Origin of the sequence: Streptomyces sp. ADMS, from assembly GCF_033441795.1 — a bacterium.
Classification (GTDB): Bacteria; Actinomycetota; Actinomycetes; order Streptomycetales; family Streptomycetaceae; genus Streptomyces.
Genome location: NZ_JAVFVX010000273.1, coordinates 1 through 2,362, shown reverse-complemented (window position 1 = coordinate 2,362; position 2,362 = coordinate 1). Strand labels below are relative to the sequence as shown.

Here is a 2,362-nt window from a genome sequence, read left to right as displayed (position 1 = left end):
CCGCGATGCGCAGCTCGTCGTGGTCGGCGCCCGCGGCCGTGGCGGCTTCACGGGCCTGCTGCTCGGCTCGGTCAGCCAGGCACTGCTGCACACGCCCACTGCCCGGTCGCCGTCGTACGAGCCAGCGAGCGGCCATGACCGCCGCGTGGTGCGCGACGGATCCGGAGGCCGCTGTGCGCGGCGGCTCTTCGGCCACGACTGCGTACTGCGGCTTGGTCGTAACTGCCTCCTCCTCGTGTGCCCTCGGCTTCTCCACGCTCGGCGCGCCGTCGCGCCCTGTGTCGTGGGGCCCGAAGCCCCGGTGGTGGATCCGGTCGAGCCCATCGCGCGGCCGGGCGGGAACCCGGAACAACAGCTGCTCTCCGGTCGGCCGTGTGTCGCTGAGGTTTGCGGTCGGCGGGCCACTTCGCCGCCGCGCCATCACGCGCCACCGACGGAGCCGAGACCGCCTCACGCACTCCGGCTTGGCCCAGCCCCTGGTGCTCGGCACCCGTGGTCGCAGCGGCTTCGTCGAGATGGTGCTCGGCTCGGTCAGTCTGACCGTCGCCGCCCACGCCGACTGCCCGGTGATCGTGCTGCGCGACAGCCATGACAACCAGGTCCGAGCCGGGGACGGCCGCGTCGTCGTGGGCGGCGGTGAGAACGGGACGGAGTCCGCCGCCCTGCGCTTCGCCGTCCAGGAGACGAGGCTGCGCGGCGTGACCCTGGATGCCCGTACGGGCCTGGTGGTGTCCCGCGCAAGAGACCACCGACCACCCCCTGCTCGCCGGGGAACCCGCCAGGCTGCACGAACAGCATGCTGCCGAGGTCCTGGACCAGGCGCTGAAGGACGCGCCCGCGGATGTGGAGCTGTGCGGTCGCACGGTGGAGTGTCCGGCGCGCAGGGTGCTCCTGGCCGCCTCGCACAAGGCCGACTTACTGGCGGTCGCAGCCCGGCGCAACCCTCGAGGCACATCGGGCTCCAGCTGGGACGCGTCGCCCATGCACTCCGGCGCCTTCTTGCCGACCATGCCACCTCCACCGCCCGATGACATCCGGAGTCCTCATGCCCAAGGCCGAACACCAGGACGCCACCGTACTTTCCGACGACGAGCTGCGCACGCTGGACGCGCACTGGAGGGCCGCCAACTACCTTGCGGCGGGCCAGATCTACCTGATGTCCAACCCGCTGCTCACCGAGCCTCTGAGGCCCGAGCACATCAAGCCGCGGCTGCTGGGCCACTGGGGCACCTCGCCTGGCCTCAACCTCGTGTACACGCACCTCAACCGGGTGATCAAGGCCCGGGGGCTGGACGCGCTGTGCGTGTGGGGTCCGGGGCACGGTGGTCCGTCGATCCTGGCCAACTCGTGGCTGGAGGGCAGCTACAGCGAGACCTATCCGGAAGTGTCGCGGGACGGGGAGGGCATGGCGCGGCTGTTCCGGCAGTTCTCCTTCCCCGGCGGTGTGCCCAGTCACGTGGCACCGGAGACGCCCGGCTCGATCCACGAGGGCGGTGAGCTCGGCTACTCGCTCGCGCACGCGTACGGCGCCGCCTTCGACAACCCAGACCTGCTGGTCGCCTGCGTGATCGGCGACGGAGAGGCGGAGACCGGACCGCTGGCCGCCGCCTGGCACTCCAACAAGTTTCTCGACCCCGCGCACGACGGCGCCGTCCTGCCGGTCCTGCACCTCAACGGATACAAGATCGCCAACCCCACGGTGCTCTCCCGCATCCCGGAGGCCGAACTCGACGAGCTGCTGCGGGGATACGGCCACGAGCCGGTCCATGTGACCGGTGACGACCCGGTCAAGGTGCACCGGGCCATGGCGGCGGCGATGGACGACGCCCTGGGCCGCATCGCGGTGATGCAGCAGACCGCCCGCGAAGACGGCGTCACCGAGCGAGTGCACTGGCCGATGATCGTGCTGCGCACTCCGAAGGGCTGGACCGGTCCCGCCGAGGTGGACGGCGTGCCCGTCGAGGGAACGTGGCGCGCCCACCAGGTCCCGCTGGCGGGCGTCCGCGAAAACCCCGAGCACCTACGCCAGTTGGAAACCTGGCTGCGCTCGTACAAACCCCAGGAGCTCTTCGCCGCCGACGGCCGACCCGTGGCCGACGTGCTCGCCTGCATTCCCGAGGGCGCCAAGCGGCTGGGTGCCACCCCGCACGCCAACGGCGGCCTGCTCGTACGCGACCTGCCCATCCCCTCGCTCGACGAGTTCGCCGTACCTGTCGACAAGCCGGGCACGACCCTGCACGAGCCGACCCGGGTCCTCGGCGACCTCCTGGCGCGGGTGATGAAGGACACCGGCGGACGGCGGGACTTCCGCCTTGTCGGCCCGGACGAGACCGCCTCCAACCGGCTCCAGGCCGTCTTCGAC

The 2,362-nt window shown here is 71.5% G+C and carries 3 pseudogenes; all 3 read left to right on the top strand.

The window, feature by feature from the left end:
• Positions 1–138, top strand: a pseudogene (locus RB628_RS40275) (universal stress protein); the annotation flags it as partial.
• A 329-nt stretch (positions 139–467) separates the two neighbouring features.
• Positions 468–1,031: pseudogene (locus tag RB628_RS40270) on the top strand (universal stress protein); the annotation flags it as partial.
• 14 nt (positions 1,032–1,045) lie between these two features.
• Positions 1,046–2,362: pseudogene (locus tag RB628_RS40265) on the top strand (phosphoketolase family protein); the annotation flags it as partial.